Annotated in this window: 20 protein-coding genes; 7 read left to right on the top strand and 13 right to left on the bottom strand. The window is 73.1% G+C overall.

Features of this window, described 5'->3' with window-relative positions; translation table 11 throughout:
- Position 1: 1 nt before the first annotated feature.
- The 3 genes from rplT to infC form a co-directional block, all read right to left on the bottom strand.
- Complete coding sequence (rplT, locus tag ACWD3E_RS21585) at positions 2 to 385, bottom strand: 50S ribosomal protein L20 (protein ID WP_451349528.1); 384 nt, start codon at positions 383 to 385, stop codon at positions 2 to 4.
- A gap of 106 nt (positions 386 to 491) precedes the next feature.
- On the bottom strand, positions 492 to 686 hold the full coding sequence (rpmI, locus tag ACWD3E_RS21580) for a 50S ribosomal protein L35 (protein WP_004933563.1): 195 nt from the start codon (positions 684 to 686) through the stop codon (positions 492 to 494).
- 137 nt (positions 687 to 823) lie between these two features.
- Positions 824 to 1,480 carry a translation initiation factor IF-3 gene (infC, locus tag ACWD3E_RS21575; RefSeq protein ID WP_451389370.1) on the bottom strand — a complete coding sequence of 219 codons (657 nt, stop codon included), beginning with the start codon at positions 1,478 to 1,480 and terminating at the stop codon, positions 824 to 826.
- Positions 1,481 to 1,867: 387 nt separating this feature from the next.
- On the opposite strand from infC, the gene ACWD3E_RS21570 reads away from it, so the two are divergent.
- On the top strand, positions 1,868 to 2,239 hold the full coding sequence (locus ACWD3E_RS21570) for a DUF1844 domain-containing protein (RefSeq protein WP_451389155.1): 372 nt from the start codon (positions 1,868 to 1,870) through the stop codon (positions 2,237 to 2,239).
- Between the two features lies 1 nt (position 2,240).
- Here ACWD3E_RS21570 and ACWD3E_RS21565 read toward each other — a convergent pair whose 3' ends face one another.
- The 3 genes from ACWD3E_RS21565 to ACWD3E_RS21555 are packed head-to-tail and all read right to left on the bottom strand — an operon-like array spanning position 2,241 to position 5,574.
- Positions 2,241 to 2,972: an SseB family protein gene (locus tag ACWD3E_RS21565; protein ID WP_451389369.1), complete on the bottom strand. Its 732-nt coding sequence runs from the start codon at positions 2,970 to 2,972 to the stop codon at positions 2,241 to 2,243.
- Between the two features lie 26 nt (positions 2,973 to 2,998).
- The gene (gene mycP / locus ACWD3E_RS21560) at positions 2,999 to 4,186 is read right to left on the bottom strand and encodes a type VII secretion-associated serine protease mycosin (RefSeq protein WP_451389154.1); all 1,188 of its coding nucleotides are present in this window, start codon (positions 4,184 to 4,186) and stop codon (positions 2,999 to 3,001) included.
- Entirely contained in the window at positions 4,183 to 5,574 is a 1,392-nt protein-coding gene (locus ACWD3E_RS21555) for a hypothetical protein (protein WP_451389153.1), read from the bottom strand. Before ACWD3E_RS21555 ends, mycP begins: the two co-directional genes overlap by 4 nt.
- A gap of 295 nt (positions 5,575 to 5,869) precedes the next feature.
- On the opposite strand from ACWD3E_RS21555, the gene ACWD3E_RS21550 reads away from it, so the two are divergent.
- Complete coding sequence (locus ACWD3E_RS21550) at positions 5,870 to 7,072, top strand: amino acid deaminase/aldolase (protein WP_451389152.1); 1,203 nt, start codon at positions 5,870 to 5,872, stop codon at positions 7,070 to 7,072.
- A gap of 3 nt (positions 7,073 to 7,075) precedes the next feature.
- Here the strand turns inward: ACWD3E_RS21550 and ACWD3E_RS21545 are convergent, their stop codons facing one another.
- Genes ACWD3E_RS21545 through ACWD3E_RS21535 form a run of 3 tightly spaced genes read right to left on the bottom strand, consistent with a single transcriptional unit; the run spans position 7,076 to position 10,619 of the window.
- Entirely contained in the window at positions 7,076 to 7,858 is a 783-nt protein-coding gene (locus ACWD3E_RS21545; protein WP_451389151.1) for a 3-oxoacyl-ACP reductase, read from the bottom strand.
- Positions 7,855 to 9,228: an aldehyde dehydrogenase family protein gene (locus ACWD3E_RS21540; RefSeq protein ID WP_451389150.1), complete on the bottom strand. Its 1,374-nt coding sequence runs from the start codon at positions 9,226 to 9,228 to the stop codon at positions 7,855 to 7,857. The genes ACWD3E_RS21545 and ACWD3E_RS21540 overlap by 4 nt, the downstream gene beginning before the upstream one ends.
- A 26-nt stretch (positions 9,229 to 9,254) precedes the next feature.
- On the bottom strand, positions 9,255 to 10,619 hold the full coding sequence (locus tag ACWD3E_RS21535) for a glutamine synthetase family protein (RefSeq protein ID WP_451389149.1): 1,365 nt from the start codon (positions 10,617 to 10,619) through the stop codon (positions 9,255 to 9,257).
- A gap of 97 nt (positions 10,620 to 10,716) precedes the next feature.
- On the opposite strand from ACWD3E_RS21535, the gene ACWD3E_RS21530 reads away from it, so the two are divergent.
- Both ACWD3E_RS21530 and ACWD3E_RS21525 read left to right on the top strand, forming a co-directional pair.
- Complete coding sequence (locus tag ACWD3E_RS21530) at positions 10,717 to 11,454, top strand: FadR/GntR family transcriptional regulator (RefSeq protein ID WP_451389148.1); 738 nt, start codon at positions 10,717 to 10,719, stop codon at positions 11,452 to 11,454.
- A gap of 53 nt (positions 11,455 to 11,507) precedes the next feature.
- Positions 11,508 to 12,194: a gamma-glutamyl-gamma-aminobutyrate hydrolase family protein gene (locus ACWD3E_RS21525; RefSeq protein ID WP_451389147.1), complete on the top strand. Its 687-nt coding sequence runs from the start codon at positions 11,508 to 11,510 to the stop codon at positions 12,192 to 12,194.
- Positions 12,195 to 12,203: 9 nt separating this feature from the next.
- Here the strand turns inward: ACWD3E_RS21525 and ACWD3E_RS21520 are convergent, their stop codons facing one another.
- The 3 genes from ACWD3E_RS21520 to ACWD3E_RS21510 all read right to left on the bottom strand — a co-directional run bounded on the left by ACWD3E_RS21520 (position 12,204) and on the right by ACWD3E_RS21510 (position 14,548).
- Positions 12,204 to 13,127, bottom strand: coding sequence for a LysR family transcriptional regulator (locus ACWD3E_RS21520; protein WP_451389146.1), 924 nt, complete (start codon positions 13,125 to 13,127; stop codon positions 12,204 to 12,206).
- A 129-nt stretch (positions 13,128 to 13,256) separates the two neighbouring features.
- Positions 13,257 to 13,976: a helical backbone metal receptor gene (locus tag ACWD3E_RS21515; protein WP_451389145.1), complete on the bottom strand. Its 720-nt coding sequence runs from the start codon at positions 13,974 to 13,976 to the stop codon at positions 13,257 to 13,259.
- The gene (locus tag ACWD3E_RS21510; RefSeq protein WP_451389144.1) at positions 13,976 to 14,548 is read right to left on the bottom strand and encodes a helix-turn-helix domain-containing protein; all 573 of its coding nucleotides are present in this window, start codon (positions 14,546 to 14,548) and stop codon (positions 13,976 to 13,978) included. Before ACWD3E_RS21510 ends, ACWD3E_RS21515 begins: the two co-directional genes overlap by 1 nt.
- A gap of 383 nt (positions 14,549 to 14,931) precedes the next feature.
- Between ACWD3E_RS21510 and ACWD3E_RS21505 the strand changes: the two genes are divergently transcribed.
- The 3 genes from ACWD3E_RS21505 to ACWD3E_RS21495 all read left to right on the top strand — a co-directional run bounded on the left by ACWD3E_RS21505 (position 14,932) and on the right by ACWD3E_RS21495 (position 17,944).
- Positions 14,932 to 15,852: a 5'-3' exonuclease gene (locus tag ACWD3E_RS21505; protein WP_451389143.1), complete on the top strand. Its 921-nt coding sequence runs from the start codon at positions 14,932 to 14,934 to the stop codon at positions 15,850 to 15,852.
- A gap of 192 nt (positions 15,853 to 16,044) precedes the next feature.
- Complete coding sequence (locus ACWD3E_RS21500) at positions 16,045 to 16,890, top strand: siderophore-interacting protein (RefSeq protein ID WP_451389142.1); 846 nt, start codon at positions 16,045 to 16,047, stop codon at positions 16,888 to 16,890.
- 97 nt (positions 16,891 to 16,987) lie between these two features.
- The gene (locus ACWD3E_RS21495) at positions 16,988 to 17,944 is read left to right on the top strand and encodes a pseudouridine synthase (protein WP_451389141.1); all 957 of its coding nucleotides are present in this window, start codon (positions 16,988 to 16,990) and stop codon (positions 17,942 to 17,944) included.
- A gap of 12 nt (positions 17,945 to 17,956) precedes the next feature.
- On the opposite strand, the gene ACWD3E_RS21490 is transcribed toward ACWD3E_RS21495, so the two are convergent.
- Complete coding sequence (locus ACWD3E_RS21490) at positions 17,957 to 19,456, bottom strand: cytochrome P450 (RefSeq protein WP_451389140.1); 1,500 nt, start codon at positions 19,454 to 19,456, stop codon at positions 17,957 to 17,959.
- Positions 19,457 to 19,466: the final 10 nt, after the last annotated feature.

Raw genomic sequence — 19,466 nt, 5'->3', positions numbered from 1 at the left:
GTCACGCAGCCTTGGGCGCGTTGACGTCCGCCGGCAGCGCCTTCTGCGCGACCTCGACGAGGGCGGCGAAGGCACCCGCGTCGTTGACGGCCAGCTCGGCCAGGATCTTGCGGTCGACCTCGACGTTCGCGGCCTTCAGACCCTGGACGAAGCGGTTGTAGGTCATGCCGTTGGCGCGGGCAGCGGCGTTGATGCGCTGGATCCACAGCTGACGGAAGTCGCCCTTGCGCTTCTTGCGGTCGTTGTAGTTGTAGACCAGCGAGTGGGTGACCTGCTCCTTGGCCTTGCGGTACAGGCGCGAGCGCTGACCGCGGTAGCCGGAGGCCTGCTCGAGGATCGCCCGGCGCTTCTTGTGGGCGTTGACTGCCCGCTTGACGCGTGCCACTTGTTAACTCCTTGTAGCGGGGCCGCGGTTGTCCTCACGCGGCCCGGAAACGATTGGGTCCCGGTCCTGACGTACGGCGCTCAGAGAAGGGCGAGCGCCGGGTGCGTCACTTGCCGAGAAGCTTCTTGATCTTCGCGGCGTCGCCCGGGGCCATCTCGGCGTTGCCGGTCAGGCGACGCGTCACGCGGGACGACTTGTGCTCGAGCAGGTGGCGCTTGCCGGCGCGCTCACGGAGCACCTTGCCGGAGCCGGTGACCTTGAAGCGCTTGCTGGCACCGCTGTGCGACTTGTTCTTCGGCATAGCGCCGTTCTCTCCTCGTCGGTGGCGCTCCGGTGCCCGGTCACGAAAACCGGGCACGGTGGAGCGTCGCTCTTGTTTCGGTTACATCCTGGGACTCGCGTCCCGGGTCTTGCGCCCGGGGCAAGCACACCCCGGGATCACGCCTCGGCGGGCTCCTCGGCGGGCACCTCGGCCTCGGCGGGCGCCTCAGCCTCGGCAGGGTTCTGCGAGCGACCGGGGTTGGCCTTCGCTTCGGCCTTGCGGGCCTCCTGCGCCTGACGGGCCTCGGCCATCGCCTCGGTCTTCTTCTTGTGCGGACCGAGGACCATGATCATGTTCCGGCCGTCCTGCTTCGGGTTCGACTCCACGAAGCCGAGGTCCTGGACGTCCTCCGCGAGACGCTGCAGCAGCCGATAGCCCAGCTCGGGCCGGGACTGCTCGCGACCACGGAACATGATCGTGATCTTGACCTTGTCGCCCTGCTTGAGGAACCGTACGACGTGACCCTTCTTGGTGTCATAGTCGTGCGGGTCGATCTTCGGCCGGAGCTTCATCTCCTTGATGACCGTGTGCGCCTGGTTCTTGCGCGCCTCACGGGCCTTCATGGCCGACTCGTACTTGAACTTCCCGTAGTCCATGAGCTTGCACACGGGCGGACGGGCGTTCGCCGCGACCTCGACCAGGTCCAGGTCGTACTCCTGCGCAAGCTCCAGGGCCTTGGCAAGCGGCACGATGCCGACCTGCTCGCCGCTGGGACCGACAAGTCGCACCTCGGGAACGCGAATCCGGTCGTTGATGCGGGGCTCGGCGCTGATGGATCCTCCTCGGTAGCACCACGCGGCGGTCTGGCGGACAGCCGCGTAACGTCTCTAGTTCGTTAGACCTAACCGCGCCGAAGCACAAAAAATGCCCCGGACGATCACAGGCGGGGCTCCTCGAACTACCGGAACACCGCCGCGATGCCGCGGGGCGCACTATCGGACGGATCCACGCCGCAAGGGGCGACGGAGCCGTCTGACCGGTGACCCGCCGCCCCGAGGGGCGGTCAGGTGGGAGTTCGAAGCCTCCACTTGTGGGCCGGTACGCTCACCGCAAGGCATGCGTCTCCGGCCGGTCGTCACACAAGGTTAGCAGCTCCGCGCAGGAAGGGCTAACCGAGGCCAACTGGGGCCCGGCCCCCGTCGCCGCCTATCGTGTGGGGCATGAGTGAGACCCCTCCTGAGCACCCCGGCCCCGTGAACGCCGACTACGACGCGATGACCCGGGACATCGCCGAGGTCCCCGCCGTCGAGGTGATCGTGACGGTCGCCGTCAACCTGATGAGCGCCGCCGCCGTGAAGCTCGGGCTGAGCGAGGAGGGCGAGAAGTACAAGGACCTCGACGAGGCCCGCAAGCTGATCTCCGCGCTCGCCGGTCTGCTGGACGCGAGCACGACCGAGGTCAGCTCCTTCCACGCGGCGCCGCTGCGCGACGGCCTGAAGTCGCTGCAGCTGGCGTTCCGCGAGGCGTCGATCGTCCCGGACGAGCCGGGCCAGGGGCCGGGCGAGAAGTACACCGGCCCGGTCTACGGCTGATCTATTCCTTCACGTACAGGGGCTCGCCCGGAGGGGTGGTCCCGGCCGGCAGCAGTGCCAGGTCGAGGCCGCGCACCAGGCGGGCCCTCAGTGTTTCGTCGGCGGCGAGCCGCGCGGCGACCGCGCGGGCGGCCTCGGCGGGCGCGGCGGCCGGGTCGAGCACGAGGGCGAGGGTGCCGTCGGCCTGTCCGGGCCCCAGGTGGGCGCGCAGCACGGCGGGCTCCGCCGCCACGGCCGTACGGACGGCCTCGACGACGGCCGGGTCGGTGAGCGGGTCGGTGCTGACGCGGCCCTCGGCGAGGGCGAGCAGCACCGGGCCGGTCAGCTCGAAGGGCACGGGCCCGGCCAGGTCCAGCACGACCGTGTCCGCCTTCTCGTGCGCGGCGGCCTGCAGCGCCTGGTGCAGGGGTACGGCGACCGGGCGGGCCTCGGGGTCCCAGCGGGCGAGGGAGTCGGTGGAGGTGAAGGCGGGCAGGGCGGTGCGCGGGCCGGCCTTCAGGGTGGGTACGGCCATGTCGCTGGTCTTCTCGCGGCGCAGCCCGTTCTCGTCCTCCTCGACCTCACCGAGCACGGCGACGACGGGGACGAGCAGGCGGGCGCCCTTGAGCGCCTCCAGCACGGGCCCGAGCGCGCTGCGGTCCTCGGCCCAGGCGGCGAGCGCGGCGCTCAGCCTCGGGTCGGCGGAGCCGTCGTCGTCGGAGAAGCCGGGGTCGGGAATGTTCTTGTTCGCCACGGTCACCGACCCTATCGTCACCGCTTTCAGAGGCCGGCCCTGCGGCCCCTCCACAGAACCACGGCCGCGACGAGCAGGACCGCCCCGGTGCTGCCCGCGAGGGGGCCCGCCCAGGCCGACGTACCCGCTGTCGACTTGGCCGCGTCCGGGCCCGGACCGAAGTACTCCTTGCCGTACGACGCCGGGCGCAGGCCCTTCGGCTTCAGTCGGCCGGCTGCCCTGAGGGCCGCCGCGGGGTCGATCATGCCGAAGCCCCGGGAGTCGTCCCGGCCGCCGACGGGGGCGTTACGGGCCGTGTCCTCCAGGAGTTTCTTGATCTGGGCCGGGGTGAGCGCGGGGTGGGCCGCCCTGATCAGGGCCACCGCTCCGGAGACGAAGGCGGAGGCCGCACTCGTGCCCCAGCCCGCGTAGTACTTGTGGTCGGGGTCGGCGATGACGACGTCGACGCCGGGCGCGCTGACCGTGGCGTACCAGCGGCGGGTGGAGAAGGAGGCGCGGGTGCCGTAGCGGTCGACTGCGGTGGCGGCGATGACGCCGGGGTAGGCGGCCGGGTAGGAGACGTGGTCGCCCTTGTCGCCGCCGTTGCCCGCGGAGGCCACGACGACCACGCCCTTCTTCAGGGCGTACTGCACCGCCTCGTCCTCGCTGGGCTCGGGGTGCGCGGAGGCGGAGTCGTCGCCGAGGGAGAGGTTGATGACGTCGGCGCCGTGGTCGGCGGCCCAGCGGATGCCGTCGGCGAGGGCGTTGCCGCGGGTGGTGCGGGCCTTGGCGCGGGCCGGGTCACTGTCCTCCAGGATGACCCGGACGGGCAGGATCTTCGCCTCGGGGGCGACGCCCATGACGCCGCCGGTGTCGCCGGGGCCGTGGCCGTGTCCCGCGATGATGCCGGCCATGGCGGTGCCGTGCCGGGCCCAGGTGCGGTCGCCGGGGCCCGAGCCGAAGCCGATCAGGTCCTTGGCGGGCAGGACGTTGCCGGCCAGGTCGGGGTGGTCGGCCTCGACTCCGGTGTCCAGGACGGCGACGGTGACGCCCCGGCCCTTGGTGGTCTGCCAGGCCTCGTCGAGGTGGAGGGCGGTCAGGCCCCACTGCTGTGCGCGGATGCCGTCGGCGTGGGCGGCGGCGGAGGGCAGCAGGACGAGGGAGCCGGTGAGCAGGAGGCTCACCGCGGCTCCGGCAGCGCGCCTGCGGCGGGGGCCGCTTGTCGATCGCCTCATGAGGGCTTCTCCGTGGCCGTGCCGACGGTCTGGCGCAGGCGTCGTTCGATGCGGTCGGCCAGGCCCTGGGCCTCGTTGCCGACGCCGGACTGGGCGGCGGGGGTGGTGGCGCCGGACCGTACGGCGTCCGCGGCGGGCTGGGGCGTGTCGACGGTGCGGGCGTCGGCCCAGCCGGAGACGGCGTAGGCGACGACGGGGGCGTCCGTCAGGACGGAGACGGTCCAGGAGGCGCGCTGCCGGTCGCCGAAGCCGGCCGCGGCGGTGCCCTTGGCCGGGTACGGGCGGGGCATCAGGTCGGCACGGCGGTCCAGGTGCTCGTCGCGGAAGCGGGCGGCGAGCGCGGCCATGCCGGCCGGGTCGGCCTTGGTGAACAGCAGGCCGACGGTGGTGACGTAGCTCTGGGTGGCGTCGGTGTAGGTGGCGCGCAGCAGCCGCTGGCAGCCGACAGGGGCGAGGGCCTTGTGCAGCAGCGGGTCGAAGGCGTGGGCGCAGCCCGTGTCGGGGGCGACGGCGATCCGCGTCCAGGTGCGGTCGGCGCCGCCGGGTCCGGCACCGGTGCCCTGGACGGTGGGCGGGAAGAGCTGGTCGACGGGCACGTTGTGCCACAGCGTCCCGGCGGTGGCGAACCCCTGCCGGGCGCCCCCGTCCCCGCCGTCTCCGGTGAGCCAGCTCCCGGTCACGGCACCGCCGATGAGCCCGAGCCCGAGCACGAGACAGACACCGGCAGCGGCGGTACGGGACCGCGCGCGGCTGCGCGGACCACGCGTCTCCGGCTCCGCGAACGACACGATGGGCCGCGCCGCCGCGGCGGCACTCCAGGACAGGGTGGGGTCCAAGACGACGGCGGCGGGCGGCAGGGGTCCGGGGTGGGCAGGAGCCGGGGCAGCCGGCCGCGCGGGCGCGGACATGGGGGGCCGCGGTGCGGGTGCCGAGGGCACGGGGCGCAGCCGGGTCGTCGTCTCCGACGGGGCTTCCGGCGGTGCCGTGGGGCGGCGGGTCTGCGGCCCCTGGCGGTGGGAGGGGCGCGGTGGCGCGTCGGGGAAGCGGGCCGAGGCGGGCGGCGGAGGCGGGCTCGCGGGGGCACCGGCCTCGGGCACGGCGGAGGGCTGCGAGGTCCGCGAAGCGCGCGGGGCGAAGACGGAGGGCTCCTCGTCGGCGTCGAGATCGAGAGCGGGATCGGGGGCGAGGTCGGGGGCCACCGGGGGCTGGGCGGGAGCGGGAACGCCGCGCCGGGCGGGCTCGGGCCCGGCTCCGACCGGCGGGAAGCTCGCGCCCGCTGCGGTGGGGTTCCCCGTCTCCCCCGGGCCCGAGGGCGCCGCAGGGATGTTGCTCGGGGGTGGAGTCGACGGGCGCGGCGGGACCGGGGCGCGGCGCGCTTCCGTGCTCATGCACCCCCCGTTTCCTCGTGCCCGGGCCGTTTCCTCGTACGCGGGCCGTCCTGCTGCTCGGCCGCACCCGGTGTGCAGACTCCGTCCGGGCACGCATACCCGTACGGCCGGACCGGCATCCCGGTTCACCGGACCGGCAGGCCGGTGCAGGTGATGCGGTGGGGCGCGTTCCGCCGTACGTGCGCGTCACTCTACGGGTTGTCGGGCGCCTACAGGGAACCAGTCCGCACCCCCGGTGGCATCTGCCCGGAACGTCCCCCTACCCTGCGGTAATCGGGTCTGGCACGCTTCGTTCATGACTGCGCGCGCCGCTGACAGGGCCCGTTACGACCGGGCCACCGCCCCTCTCGACGCCCCGCTCGCGATCGTGGATCTGGAGGCCTTCGACGCCAACGCGGCCGATCTGGTCCGCCGCGCCGCCGGCAAGCCGGTCCGGGTCGCCAGCAAGTCCGTGCGCTGCCGGGCCCTGCTGGAACGCGTGCTGGCGAAGGACGGCTTCCAGGGGATCATGTCGTTCACCCTGGCCGAGTCGCTGTGGCTCGCGCGCTCCGGCTTCGAGGACGTCCTGCTCGCCTATCCGTCCGCCGACCGGTCCGGCTTCGCGGAGCTGGCCGCCGATCCCAAGCTCGCCGCCGCGGTCACGGTGATGGTGGACGACGTCGCCCAGCTCGAACTCATCGACGCGTCCCGCGCCGGAGGACGCGAAGTGGTGCGCGTCTGCCTGGAGTTGGACACCGCGCTGAAGCTGCTCGGCGGCCGGGTGCGGGTCGGCGCGCGCCGGTCGCCACTGCACTCCCCCGCCCAAGTCGCCGACCTGGCCCGGGCGGTGGCCCGGCGACCGGGGTTCAGGCTGGTGGGGATCATGGCGTACGAGGGGCACATCGCCGGGGTCGGGGACGCGGTCGCCGGGCGCCCGCTGCGCTCGCGCGCCATCCGGCTGATGCAGGCCGCCGCGCGCCGTGAACTGGCCGAGCGGCGGGCCGCGGTGGTCCGGGCGGTGCGGGCTGTCGCCCCGGACCTGGAGTTCGTCAACGGCGGCGGCACGGGCAGCGTGCAGCACACCGCGGCCGAGGACGCGGTCACCGAGATCGCGGCCGGTTCCGGGCTGTACGTCCCCCGTCTCTTCGACAACTACACGTCCTTCAGCGGCCGTCCGGCCGCGCTCTTCGCGCTGCCGGTCGTACGGCGGCCGGGCGTCGGTGTCGTCACCGTGCTCGGCGGCGGCTACCCGGCCTCCGGCGCCGCCGGCCCCGACCGGCTGCCGGTGCCGTACCTGCCGGAGGGGCTGGCGTACGACCCCCAGGAGGGCCCCGGCGAGGTGCAGACCCCGCTGCTCGGCTCGCCCGCCGACGATCTGCTGATCGGCGACAAGGTGTGGTTCCGGCACGCCAAGGCGGGCGAGCTGTGCGAGCGCTTCGAGAAGCTGCACCTCGTCGAGGGGGACACGGTCACGGCGACTGTGCCCACCTACCGCGGCGAGGGGCAGACGTTCCTCTAGGGCCTACAGCGGGGTGACGTAGGCCCCGGAGATCCCGCCGTCCACCAGGAAGTCGGTGGCGTTGACGAAGGAGGAGTCGTCGCTGGCCAGGAAGGCGACGGCGGCGGCGATCTCCTCGGCCTCGGCGAACCGGCCCAGCGGGATGTGCACCAGGCGGCGGGCGGCCCGCTCGGGGTCCTTGGCGAACAGCTCCTGCAGCAGCGGGGTGTTGACCGGGCCCGGGCACAGGGCGTTGACCCGGATGCCCTCGCGCGCGAACTGCACGCCCAGCTCGCGGGACATCGCGAGGACGCCGCCCTTGGACGCGGTGTAGGAGATCTGGGACGTCGCCGCGCCCATCCGCGCCACGAAGGACGCCGTGTTGATGATGGAGCCCTTGCCCTGGCGGCGCATGTAGGGGATGGCGGCCTTGCAGCACAGGTAGACGGAGGTGAGGTTGACCTCCTGGACGCGCTTCCAGGCCTCCAGGCCGGTCTCCAGGATGGAGTCGTCGTCGGGCGGGGAGATGCCGGCGTTGTTGAAGGCGACGTCGACGCTGCCGTAGGTGTCGTACGCCGTCCTGAACAGCGCCTCGACCTGCTCCGGGTCGGTGACGTCGACCTTCACGAACAGTCCGCCGACCTCGTCGGCGACGGCCTTGCCGCGGGCCTCGTCCACGTCGGCGCAGACCACGTGGGCGCCCTCGGAGGCGAGCCGGCGGGCGGTGGCGAGGCCGATGCCGCTGCCGGCTCCGGTGACGACGGCGGTACGGCCGACCAGGCGGCGGCAAACATTGGTGTCGGTCACTGTGCGGTGCCCTCCGTGCTGATGAAGACGTTCTTGGTTTCGGTGAAGGCGGTCAGTGCGTCGGGGCCCAGTTCACGGCCGAGGCCGGACTGCTTGAAGCCCCCGAACGGGGTCCAGTAGCGGACGCTGGAGTGGGAGTTGACGGACAGGTTGCCCGCGCGGACGGCCTGGGAGACGCGCAGGGCGCGCCCGAGGTCCCGGGTCCAGACGGAGCCGGAGAGGCCGTAGGGGGTGTCGTTGGCGAGGCGGATCGCGTCCGCCTCGTCGGTGAAGGGGAGCAGGACGGCGACGGGGCCGAAGATCTCCTCGCGGGCCGCCGCGCTGCCCGGCCCCTCCCCCGTCAGGACGGTCGGCGGGAACCAGAAGCCGGGTCCGTCGGGGGCGCTGCCGCGCAGGGCGGGGGCGTCCTCGGGGACGAACGACCGTACGCGGTCGAGCTGCTGACGGGAGATCAGCGGACCCATCTGGGTCTTCTCGTCCGCCGGGTCGCCGACGACGACGGCGGCCAGCGCGTCGGCGAGGAAGGCGCGGGCCTCCTCGAACACCGACTCCTGGACGAGGATGCGGGTGCGGGCGCAGCAGTCCTGGCCGGAGTTGTCCAGGAAGGAGAAGGGGTCGAGGGCGGCCTTGAGGTCGGCGTCGGCGAAGACGAGGTTGGGGCTCTTGCCACCGAGTTCGAGGGTGACCGGCTTGACCAGCCGGGCGCAGCGCTCCATGACCTCACGGCCGGTGCGGGTGGAGCCGGTGAACACGAGCTTGGCGACATCGGGGTGGTCCACCAGGGCCCGGCCCGCGATGTGGCCGTAGCCGGGGAGAACCTGGAACAACCCCTGCGGCAGGCCCGCCTCCAGGGCGAGTTCGGCCAGGCGCAGGGCCGTCAGCGGGGTGGTCTCGGCGGGCTTGAGGACGACGGCGTTGCCCGCGGCCAGCGCCGGGAAGGAGCCCCAGGCGGCGATCGGCATCGGGAAGTTCCAGGGGGCGATCACACCGACGACCCCGAGGGGTTCCTGGAAGGTGACGTCCCAGCCGCCGGGGACCGGGATCTGCTTGCCGAGCAGGCGCTCGGCGCCGCCGGCCGCGTACAGCAGCAGGTCGCGGACGTTGCCGGCCTCCCAGCGGGCGTTGCCCACGGTGTGGCCGGCCTCGCGGACCTCCAGCTGGGCCAGTTCCTCGATGTGGGCGTCGACGGTGTCGGCGAAGCGGCGCAGCAGCCGGGCACGGTCGGCGGGCGGGAGGGCTGCCCAGGCCGTCTGGGCGCGCAAGGCCCGTACTACGGCGGCGTCCACGTCCTCGGCGGTGGCGGCGGGGACGGTGGCGACGACTTCCTCGGTGGCGGGGTTGAGGACAATCAGCTCGTGCGGGTCGGACACGTGATGACCTTTCACAGGCGTACGAATCACAGGCGTTCGAAGGAGCGGCGCAGCTCCCAGTCGGTGACCGCGGCGTCGAAGGCCTCCAGTTCGACGCGCGCCATGTTGCGGTAGTGCGCGACGACCTCGTCGCCGAAGGCGGCCTTGGCGATGGGGCTGTTCTCCCAGAGTTCGGCGGCCTCGCGCAGGGTGGTCGGCACGTGCTCGAAGCCGGCGGTGTAGGCGTTGCCGGGGCAGGCCTCGGGCAGTTCCAGCTGCTGCTCGATGCCGTACAGGCCCGCCGCGACCAGGCCGGCGACGGCGAGGTGCGGGTTCACGTCTCCGCCGGGCAGGCGGTTCTCGAAGCGCAGCGAGCGGCCGTGGCCGACCACGCGCAGCGCACAGGTGCGGTTGTCGTGCCCCCAGGCGACGGCGGTGGGGGCGAAGGAGCCCGGCTGGAACCGCTTGTAGGAGTTGATGTTCGGGGCGTAGAGGAGGGAGAAGTCACGCAGGGCGGCGAGCTGTCCGGCGAGGAAGTGCCGCATGACCGGCGACATCCCGCCGTCCAGGTCCCCGGCCATGGCGTTGTTGCCGTCGGCGTCCGCGAGCGAGAGGTGGATGTGGCAGGAGTTGCCCTCGCGCTCGTTGTACTTGGCCATGAAGGTGAGGGACACGCCCTCCTGGGCGGCGATCTCCTTGGCGCCGGTCTTGTACAGGGCGTGCTGGTCGCAGGTGACCAGGGCCTCGTCGTAGCGGAAGGCGATCTCGTGCTGGCCCGGGTTGCACTCGCCCTTGGCGGACTCGACGGTGAGGCCGGCGCCGGCCATGTCGTTGCGCAGGCGGCGCAGCAGGGGCTCGATGCGGCCGGTGCCGAGGACGGAGTAGTCGATGTTGTACTGGTTGACCGGGGTGAGGCCGCGGTAGTTGGCGTCCCAGGCCTGTTCGTAGGTGTCCTTGAAGACGATGAACTCCAGCTCGGTGCCGACCTGGGCGGTGTAGCCGAGTTCGGCGAGCCGGTCGAGCTGGCGGCGCAGGATCTGGCGGGGGGCGGCGACGACCGGGGAGCCGTCGTTCCAGGCGAGGTCGGCGACCAGCAGGGCGGTGCCGGGGTGCCAGGGCACGCGGCGCAGGGTGGACAGGTCGGGGTGCATGGCGAAGTCGCCGTAGCCGCGGTCCCAGGAGGACATCGCGTAGCCGTCGACCGTGTTCATCTCGGTGTCCACGGCGAGCAGGTAGTTGCAGCCCTCGGTGCCGTGGTCCAGGACCTCGTCGAGGAAGAAACGGGCGGCGAACCGCTTGCCCTGGAGCCGCCCTTGCATATCTGGGAAGGCCAGGACGACAGTGTCGATCTCACCGCTCGCGACGAGGGTATGGAGTTCCTCGACGCTCAGCGGGGGTGTGCGGTCTGCCACGGGAGAGCCTCCTTCGGCGTCCTCGGCGCTTTCTCGGCCGGGCCGGGAGCCATAAGGTATTGCCGAGAACCATTGCTTGGGAAGGGGGTACGGCCGGATGTCGCAGGACGCGGGTGCGCAGGAGGTCGACAGCCGGCTCGCTCCGGTGTTGCGGCCGGTGCGCGCCGGGAACGGCTTCGAGGAGGCACTGGAGCAGATCCTCCAGGTCGTACGGCTCGGCCTGGTGCCGGGCGGCGAGCGGCTGCCCGCCGAGCGGGAGCTGGCGGACCGGCTCGGGATCAGCCGGGTGACGCTGCGCGAGGTGCTGAAGGTGCTCCAGGACCAGGGCCTGGTGGAGTCGCGGCGCGGGCGCTACGGCGGAACGTTCGTGCTGCCGCGCGCGGACGCGGGCGGCGAGGACGAGCTGCGGCGGCGGATCGCCGAGGTCGACATCGAGGACGTACTGCGCTTCCGCGAGGTGCTGGAGGTGGGCGCGGCCGGGCTGTGCGCGGCACACGGGCTGACGGACGAGCAGGCGGAGCGGCTGCGCGAGGCGCTGGCCCGCACGCACGACGCGCCGCTCGCCGACTACCGGCGCCTGGACACGATGCTGCATCTGACGCTGGCCGAGCTGTGCGGGTCGCCGTCGCTGACCGCGCAGTACGCGGCGGTCCGGGCCACGGTGAACGAGCTGCTCGACTGCATCCCGCTGCTGGTGCGCAACCTGGAGCACTCGCAGCGTCAGCACATCGCGCTGGTGGAGGCGGTGCTGGACGGGGACGCGGACGGGGCGCGGGAGATGATGCGCGAGCACTGCGCCGGTACGGCGGCACTGCTGCGGGGCTTCCTGGCGTGAGCCTTATCTGCAAAGGTATGTTTCCACACCATTGAAGTCGAGGGGAGGCCCGAGTGACCGTACGACCGCTGATCGGGGTCAGCAGCTACCTGGAGGCCGGAACGCGCTGGGGCGTGTGGGAGCTGGACGCGGCGCTGCTGCCGGCCGGGTATCCGCGGCTGGTGCAGCGGGCCGGGGCGCTGGCCGCGCTGCTCCCGCCGGACGCGCCGGAACACGCGGCTGAGGCCGTGGCCCGGCTGGACGGGCTGGTGATCGCGGGCGGGCCGGACGTGGAGCCGGTGCGCTACGGCGCCGAGCGCGAGCCCCGCACGGGGCCGCCGGCGCGGGAGCGGGACACCTGGGAACTCGCCCTGATCGAGGCCGCGCTGGCCGCGGGGGTGCCGCTGCTGGGGATCTGCCGCGGCATGCAACTGCTGAACGTGGCCCTCGGCGGGACGCTCGTGCAGCACATCGAGGGGCACGTGGAGGTCCCCGGCGTCTTCGGGCGGCATGCGGTCAAGCCGGTGCCGGGGACCTTGTACGCCGGGATCGTGCCGGAGAAGACCTCCGTACCCACCCATCACCACCAGGCGGTGGAGCGGCTCGGCTCGGGGCTCGTGCCGTCGGCCTACGCGGAGGACGGGACCGTGGAGGCGATCGAACTGCCGCGGAGCGAGGGGTGGGTGCTCGGGGTGCAGTGGCATCCGGAGATGGGCGAGGACGTACGGGTCATGCGGGCACTGGTGGAGGCAGCGGCCTGACCGGTTCGCTCACCCCCGCGTGAGCGACAGCAGCTCCCGCGCCGGCCCCGCAGGGCGGTGTCCCGTCGGCCACACCGCCCGCAGGTCGCGGCGCAGGGACACGTCCTCCACCGGGATGCCGACCAGGCGACGCATCGCCAGCTCCTCCCCCACCGCCAGTTCACTCAGGACCGAGGGGCCCGCGCCGCTCACCGCGGAGGCCTTCACGGCCGTCGTCGAGGACAGCTCGATCAGCGGGCGGGCGAGGCCGCCCAGGGCCGCGTCCAGGACCTGGCGGGTGCCGGACCCGCGCTCGCGCAGGATCAGAGGCGTGGCCGCCAGCTCCTGCGCCGTCACCGGGCGCCTGCGGCGCGCCCAGGGATGGCCGGGGGCAGTGACCACGATCAGGCGGTCGTGGGCGATGACCACGGAGTCCAGGCCGGTGGGGACCGTCAGGCCCTCCACGAAGCCGAGGTCCGCCTCGTCCTGAAGCAGCAGCTCCGCGACCTTCGCCGAGTTGCCCGCGAGCAGCGACACCGCCGTGTCCGGACGTTCGGCGCGCAGCGCCAGCAGCCAGCCGGGCAGCAGGTACTCGGCGATGGTCATGCTCGCCGCGACCCGCAGCCGCGAGTCCCGCCGGTCCCGCAGGGCCTGTGCCCCCGCGTCGAAGGCCTCCGCGGCCTCCACCACCCGGCGGGCCCAGTCGGTCACGAGGGCGCCCGCGTCCGTGAGCCGGGAGCCGCGCGGGGAGCGGTCGACCAGGGCCACGCCCAGCTGTCGTTCCATGGAGCGGATCCGGCTGCTGGCGGCGGGCTGGGTGATGCCGACCTCCCGTGCCGCCGCGCCGAGGCTGCCCAGCCGCGCGACCGCCAGCAGCAGCTCCAGCGCGGCCAGATCGGGCACCCGGTGCGCCAGTGATCCCGCTGTGCCTCGCTGTCCCTCGACCTCGCTCATAAGACCAGCTTATGCCCTTCATAGAAGCGAAGTCCCTGGTCAGGGGCGGATGGATACGGGGGACGGTGGGACTCATGGTCACCGCAGCCCCTTCCCGCACGGCGGCCTGGGGCACGGTACGCGGGCTGCTCAGCGGTGAGCTGCCCGCAGGGCCCGCGCCAGCACCCGTGGCGCCTTTGCGAGCGAAGGGCCGTACCAAGTCAGGTACCGTCCGCTGACCAGAGCGCAGGGCAGCCCCGGGAACGCCTCCGGGCCGTCGTCGGCGGTGAACCGGTACGGCTCGTCCGGGAGGACGACGAGGTCCGGGGCCGCCGCGCGCAGCTCGTCGAGGGGGACGCGGGGATAGCGGTCGGGGTGGCCGGCGTAGAGGTGGTCCACGCCCAGCCGGGCCAGGACGTCACCGGCGAAGGTGTCCCGGCCCAGCACCATCCAGGGGCGCCGCCAGACGGGTACGACCGCCGTGCGCCGCTCGGCGGGTTCAGGGAGCGCGGACCAGGCCGCCTCCGCCTCGTCCAGCCAGCGGGGCCGCGCGGGCGCACCGCACGCGGCCAGCACCCGCTCCAGCTCGGCGAAGGCCTGCGGGACGGTACGCACCTCGGTGACCAGCACCTGAAAGCCCGCCGCCCGCAGGGCGTCGAGGTCGGGGGCGCGGTTCTCCTCCTCGTTGGCGAGCACCAGGTCGGGCGCGAGCGAGACGATCCGCTCCACGTCGGGGTTCTTGGTGCCACCGATCCGGGTGACAGCGAGGCTTTCGGGATGACTGCACCAGTCCGTGGCACCGGCCAGCGCCCCGGGCAGCGAGACGGCCACCGCCTCCGTCAGCGACGGGACGAGCGAGACGACCCGCACTAGCGCGCCCGGTCCTGGACGGCCTCGATGTGCTCGGCGACCGCGACCACGATCACCCGGGTGTCCGGGACCGTGGCGCGCCAGCGGTGGCGGACCCCGCCGGTCAGGTAGAGGGTGTCGCCACGGCCGAGGCGGTACGCACGGCCCTCGGCCTCGATCTCCACCGCGCCGTCCGCGACGTACATCAGCTCGTCGTTGCGGTGCTGGAACTCGCGGCCCGCGTCATGGTCGCCGGTGAACTCGGAGGCGTGCAGCTGGTGGTGGCCGCGGACCAGGGAGCGGGTGCGCTGGGCGAAGTCGTCCTCGGCACCGGGCTCGGCGCGCACGACGTCCACGGTGGCCGCCGGGTCGGCGGCGGCGAGGAGTTCCACCGCGGTGGTGCGCAGGGCGTCGGCCACCTTCTCCAGGGAGGTGCGGCTGGGGCGGGCCCGGTCGTTCTCGACCTGGCTGAGGAAGGGCACGGACAGTCCGCTGCGCTCGGCCACCGCGGCGAGGGTCAGTTCCAGCGCACGGCGGCGCCGCCGGACGGCCGCGCCCACCCGTACGGGCTGCTGCTCTTTGTGGTCGCCCATCGCTCCGGCTCCCTCCCTCACTCGTCGTACGGCCGTCCGGGTGCCCGGCGCCGGGCACACCTCGTCTTGTGACTTCTCTGCACCCTATGCATGTTCGTCAAACCGTTTCAGGCACCTGTCACATCCCTGTCATACCCAGGGACCGGCACCACCGGGGTTCGCGCCAGTGCGCCGGCGGGCCGCACGGCGGGGATGTCCCCTGGTTCAAGGCGCCGACGGGCTCCGGTGTTCCCCGCCCGACGCGCGTCCGTGGCGGTCTGTGGTTGGCCGGATCCGTTCCGTAGGGGTGAATACGCCAGGAGGGGCCGCCATCCTCCTTGGCTACCGGAGCCCTCTTTCGTTGACAAGGCGGTCGGGCAGCGGCCGTGCGGCATGATGCGATCGTGACCGGACGACTCATGCTTCTCGACACCGCCTCGCTCTACTTCCGCGCCTACTTCGGCGTCCCGGACTCCGTGCGGGCGCCGGACGGCTCCCCGGTGAACGCCGTGCGCGGGCTGCTGGACTTCATCGACCGGCTGGTCAAGGACCACCGGCCGACGCGGCTGGTGGCCTGCATGGACGCCGACTGGCGTCCGCAGTGGCGGGTGGACCTCATCCCCACCTACAAGGCCCACCGGGTCGCCGAGGAGCACGAGGGCGCGCCGGACGAGGAGGAGGTGCCGGACACGCTCTCCCCGCAGGTGCCGGTCATCGAGGCCGTGCTGGACGCTCTCGGCATCGCGCGCGTCGGCGTCGCGGGGTACGAGGCGGACGACGTGATCGGCACGTTCACGGCGCGCGCCGACGGCCCGGTCGACATCGTCACCGGTGACCGCGATCTGTATCAGCTGGTCGACGACGAGCGCGACGTCCGCGTGCTGTACCCGCTGAAGGGGGTCGGAACGCTCCAGCTGACCGACGAGGCGGTGCTGCGCGAGAAGTACGGGGTGGACGGGCGGGGTTACGCGGACCTGGCGCTGCTGCGCGGCGACCCGAGCGACGGTCTGCCGGGCGTGCCCGGGATCGGCGAGAAGACGGCCGCCAAGCTGCTCGCCGAGTTCGGCGACCTGGCCGGGATCATGGCGGCGGTGGACGACCCGGGTGCCAGGCTCACGCCCTCGCAGCGCAAGCGGCTGACGGAGGCGCGGCCGTATCTCGCGGTCGCGCCGAAGGTGGTGCGCGTGGCCGGCGACGTGCCGCTGCCGGACGTCGACACCACCCTGCCGCGCATCCCGCGGGACCCGGCCGGGCTGGACGCGCTGGCCGTGCGCTGGGGACTGGGCGGCTCGCTGCACCGGCTGCTGACCACGCTCGGAGAATGACGGCGGCGCAGGGCTGACGAGGGACCGACGAGGAACTGACGCGGGACTGACGCAGGACCGACGCGGGACTACCGTGAAGCAGGACCGGCAATTTTCCGGCAAAGCACAGAGCCGTGTCGCCGCGACGAAGATCCGGCACAGGAGCGGGATGGTAACTTAGGTAAACCTAACCAATGTCGCAGGAGGCCCGCGATGGCAGTGCGTCCGGAACGAAAGCCGCGTAAGCCCTACACCGCCCAGGTCGTGCGCACCGAGCGGCTGACACCGCACATGCAGCGCGTGGTGCTCGGCGGTGACGGCCTTCGCGGTTTCGCGGCGGACTCCTGCACCGACCACTACGTGAAGCTGCTGTTCAGCCCCGCGGGCGTGACCTACCCGGAGCCCTTCGACCTGGAGCGGATCCGCGCCGAGTTCCCGCGCGAGCAGTGGCCGGTGACGCGGACGTACACCGTGCGGGCCTGGGATCCCGAACGCCTCGAACTGGCCCTGGACTTCGTCATCCACGGCGACGAGGGCCTGGCCGGGCCGTGGTCCCTGCGGGCCCAGCCCGGCGACTCCGTGCGCTTCATGGGTCCCGGCGGCGCCTACGCGCCCGACCCGGGCGCCGACTGGCATCTGCTGGTCGGCGACGAGAGCGCGCTGCCCGCGATCGCCCGCGCCCTGGAGACGCTGCCGCGGGGCGCCAGGGCCCATGCCCTCGTGGAGGTGTCCGGCCCCGAGGAGGAGCAGAAGGTCGACTCCGACGTGGAGATCGCCTGGGTGCACCGCGGGGACCGGCCGGTCGGCGAGGCCCTGCTGGAGGCCGTCCGCGCGCTGGGGTTCCCCGAGGGCCGGCTGCACGCGTTCGTGCACGGCGAGGCGGGCTTCGTGAAGGAGCTGCGCCGGATGCTGCGGGTCGAAATGGAGATCCCGCGCGAGGACCTGTCCATCTCGGGCTACTGGCGGCTCGGCCACAACGAGGACGGCTGGCAGGCCTCCAAGCGCGAGTGGAACGCCCGCATCGAGTCCGAACAGGAGGGCACGCCGGCAGCCGCCTGAGCGAGCGCGGCGGCGGACCCTGACCGCGGCGGCACCCTCGGGCGCCGCCGCTTTCGCATGCTCACGTCGTGCCTGTGCCGCCGTACCCTTGACCCCGATGAGACGCCGTACCCCTCCCCCACCCGCCCCGCTCCCGCAGCGCGCCGGCGTCGACCCGGTGCGGGTGCGGCTGCCGTACGACGGCGCGTGGGCCACCGTGCGGGAGCATCTGGTGGCGCGGCTGACGGGGGCCGGTCCCGGGGTCGTCGAGGAGCTGTTCGCGCAGGGGCTGGTCGTGGGCGCCGACGGCCGCGCGGTGGCGCCGGACGCACCGTACGAACCGGGGATGTTCGTGTGGTTCCACCGCGAGCTCGCCCCGGAGGTGCCGGTGCCGTTCCCGGTGGAGGTGGTGTACCGGGACGAGCACATCGTCGTGGCCGACAAGCCGCACTTCCTCGCCACCACCCCGCGCGGCAGCCACGTCGCCCAGACCGCGCTGGCCCGGCTGCGACATGAGCTGGGCGTGCCGACGCTGACCGCCGCGCACCGCCTGGACCGGCTCACCGCCGGACTGGTGCTGTTCACGGTGCGGCCCGAGGAACGCGGCGCGTACCAGACGCTGTTCTCGGAGCGGCGGGTCCGCAAGGAGTACGCGGCGGTCGCGCCGTACGAGCCCTCACTCGCCCTGCCCCGGACCGTGCGCAGCCGGATCGTGAAGGAGCGCGGGGTGCAGGCCGCGCGGGAGGTCGAGGGCGAGCCGAACGCGGTGACCGGGGTCGAACTGGCGGAGTTCCGCGAGGGGTTGGGCCGCTACCGGCTGGTGCCGGAGACCGGGCAGACCCACCAGCTGCGGGTGCATCTGAACGCACTCGGCATACCCATCCTCGGCGATCCGCTGTACCCGGAGGTGACCGCTCCCGTGTCGGCCGGCGACTTCCGGCGTCCGCTGCAACTGCTCGCGCGGAGGCTGGAGTTCACCGACCCGGTCACGGGCACGGAGCACGCCTTCGTCAGCGGACGCACGCTCCAGGCGTGGTCCTCGTACGACGAGTGGGCCGCCGGACAGGAGCCGTAGCCCGCTTCCCGTTCACTCCCCGCGCCACCAGAGCAGCAGACGCCGCCACACACCCTTGCGGCCGGCCGGCGCCGGGGCCGTCGGCAGGGGGGCGTGGGCGGGCTGCGGGGGCTGGTGGGCGGGCATCGGCTGCGATTCGCCGGCCGGCATCGAGCCGGGGCGCCGGGTGCCGATGTGCCAGGCGGGCCGCGGCGGCGGGACCGGCATGGGGCTGGGCGAGACCTGCACGTCCTGTTGCGGCTTCGGTTCGAAGCACACCGGGAGCGCGACCAGGTGCCGGGAGGCGATGGAGGAGCGCCAGCTCAGCTCCTCCTCGGCGCAGTCGAGCCGGAGGTCCGGCAGCCGCGTCAGCAACGCGTCGACGCCGACGTCGGCGATGGCGCGGCCGATGTCCTGGCCGGGGCACTCGTGCGGGCCGCCGCCGAAGGCGAGGTGCGAGCGGTTGCCCTGCATGTGGGCGGACAGATCGGGCCGCACCCGCGGGTCGACGTTGCCGGGGGCGGGCGCGAACAGCAGCCCGTCACCCTTGCGAATGCGCTGGCCGCCCAGCTCCGTGTCCTGCTTGGCGAAGTAGCCGAGGACCGTGCTGAACGGCGGCTCGTCCCACAGGGACTGCTCGATCGCCTCGGGCACGGTCATCTGGCCGCCGTTGAGCTGGGCCCGGAAGCCCGGCTCGGTGAGGACCATGCGCAGCGCGTTGGCGAGGAGGTTCGCGGTGGCCTCGTAGGCGGCGAAGAGGACAAGCCGCAGGTGTTCGCGGACCTCGTCGTCGGTGAGCCGCGCCGGATGGGTGATGAGGTGGCTGGAGAAGTCCTCCTCGGGCCGGGCACGGCGGCGGGTGGTGAGCCGGCTCAGCGCGTCCATCACGTAGGCGTGGCTCTGGATGGCGGTCTCGGTGCCCTTCAGCGCGTCGCGGGCGGCCTGCACCATGCGGTCGTTGTACTCCTCCGGCATGCCGAGGATCTCGCACAGCACGGCCATCGGCAGATGCTCGGCGAACTGGGAGACCAGGTCGGCCCGGCCCCGCTCGCAGAAGCTGTTGACCAGCCCCTGCGTGTAGCGGCCGATGTCGCGGCGGACGCTGCGGTGGTCGATGGTCGACATGGCGCCGGTGACCGCCGCGCGCAGCCGCTGGTGCTCGTCGCCCTCGGCGTGCGAGCAGATGGGCTGCCAGGCGATGTGCGGCATGAGCGGGTGGTCGGGCTTGACCATGCCCTCCAGCAGCGGGGTCCAGACGCGGCTGTCGCGGGTGTACTGCGAGGGGCTGCGCACCAGGTGCAGGTTCTCGGCGTGCCCGAGGACCACCCACATCGGTACGTCGTCGTGGAGCAGGACGGGCGCCACCGAGCCGTGTTCCTCGCGCAGCCGCTCGTACAGGTCGCCGAGATCGTCCGCGTCGAGGCCGTAGAGCCGGTGCAGTCCCCCGGGGCCGAGGCCGTGTGCCGGGCAACCGGGGGGCGGGACGGGCGAGGGGTCGTGTGTGCCGGTCAGGGATGAGTGTTCAGGCGTCACAGTGGTCGCT

The organism is Streptomyces sp. NPDC002676 (assembly GCF_053592455.1).
This window is presented reverse-complemented; position numbering and strand designations above follow the sequence as displayed.

What these genes read in the sequence shown, in the direction of transcription:
- rpmI (WP_004933563.1), bottom strand. Translation starts at nt 686, where the DNA reads ATGCCGAAGAACAAGTCGCACAGCGGTGCCAGCAAGCGCTTCAAGGTC.
- ACWD3E_RS21570 (WP_451389155.1), top strand. Translation starts at nt 1,868, where the DNA reads ATGAGTGAGACCCCTCCTGAGCACCCCGGCCCCGTGAACGCCGACTAC.
- mycP (WP_451389154.1), bottom strand. Translation starts at nt 4,186, where the DNA reads ATGAGGCGATCGACAAGCGGCCCCCGCCGCAGGCGCGCTGCCGGAGCC.
- ACWD3E_RS21555 (WP_451389153.1), bottom strand. Translation starts at nt 5,574, where the DNA reads ATGAGCACGGAAGCGCGCCGCGCCCCGGTCCCGCCGCGCCCGTCGACT.
- ACWD3E_RS21550 (WP_451389152.1), top strand. Translation starts at nt 5,870, where the DNA reads ATGACTGCGCGCGCCGCTGACAGGGCCCGTTACGACCGGGCCACCGCC.
- ACWD3E_RS21530 (WP_451389148.1), top strand. Translation starts at nt 10,717, where the DNA reads ATGTCGCAGGACGCGGGTGCGCAGGAGGTCGACAGCCGGCTCGCTCCG.
- ACWD3E_RS21520 (WP_451389146.1), bottom strand. Translation starts at nt 13,127, where the DNA reads ATGAGCGAGGTCGAGGGACAGCGAGGCACAGCGGGATCACTGGCGCAC.
- ACWD3E_RS21510 (WP_451389144.1), bottom strand. Translation starts at nt 14,548, where the DNA reads ATGGGCGACCACAAAGAGCAGCAGCCCGTACGGGTGGGCGCGGCCGTC.
- ACWD3E_RS21500 (WP_451389142.1), top strand. Translation starts at nt 16,045, where the DNA reads ATGGCAGTGCGTCCGGAACGAAAGCCGCGTAAGCCCTACACCGCCCAG.
- ACWD3E_RS21495 (WP_451389141.1), top strand. Translation starts at nt 16,988, where the DNA reads ATGAGACGCCGTACCCCTCCCCCACCCGCCCCGCTCCCGCAGCGCGCC.